General features: G+C 52.1%; 1 protein-coding gene. It reads right to left on the bottom strand.

Annotated elements, in window-relative coordinates:
* A partial coding sequence (locus tag FS736_RS25575; protein WP_395883933.1) for an ATP-binding protein occupies positions 1-281 on the bottom strand: 281 nt, incomplete at its 3' end.
* Positions 282-288 lie beyond the last annotated feature (7 nt).

Consider the following 288-nt stretch of genomic DNA (forward strand, 5'->3'; position numbering starts at 1 on the left):
TTATGGAATGGGGAGGGGGGGATTTTGGTGAGGAGATAATGGAGTGCGGGTTGAAAGGAGGCATATGTTTTGGGTGTGAGGGGATTGAGGATTTGATGGAGTGTGAAGGGTATGGGGATGTTTGGAGGGAGCTTGGGAATGGGGTATGGTGTGGGGTTGGAAGGGAGTGGGGAGGAGGGGGTGAGAGGTGGGTTGAGGTGGATTAGATAGTAATTGAAGGTGTGTGGGTGAAGGGGGAGGTGTAGATTGCAGGGGCCGTGGATTTTAAGTGGGTTGATGATTTTGAGG

It is taken from the genome of Cytobacillus oceanisediminis 2691 (assembly GCF_007678455.1).
In the GTDB taxonomy this organism is placed as follows: Bacteria; Bacillota; Bacilli; order Bacillales; family Cytobacillaceae; genus Mesobacillus; species Mesobacillus oceanisediminis_A.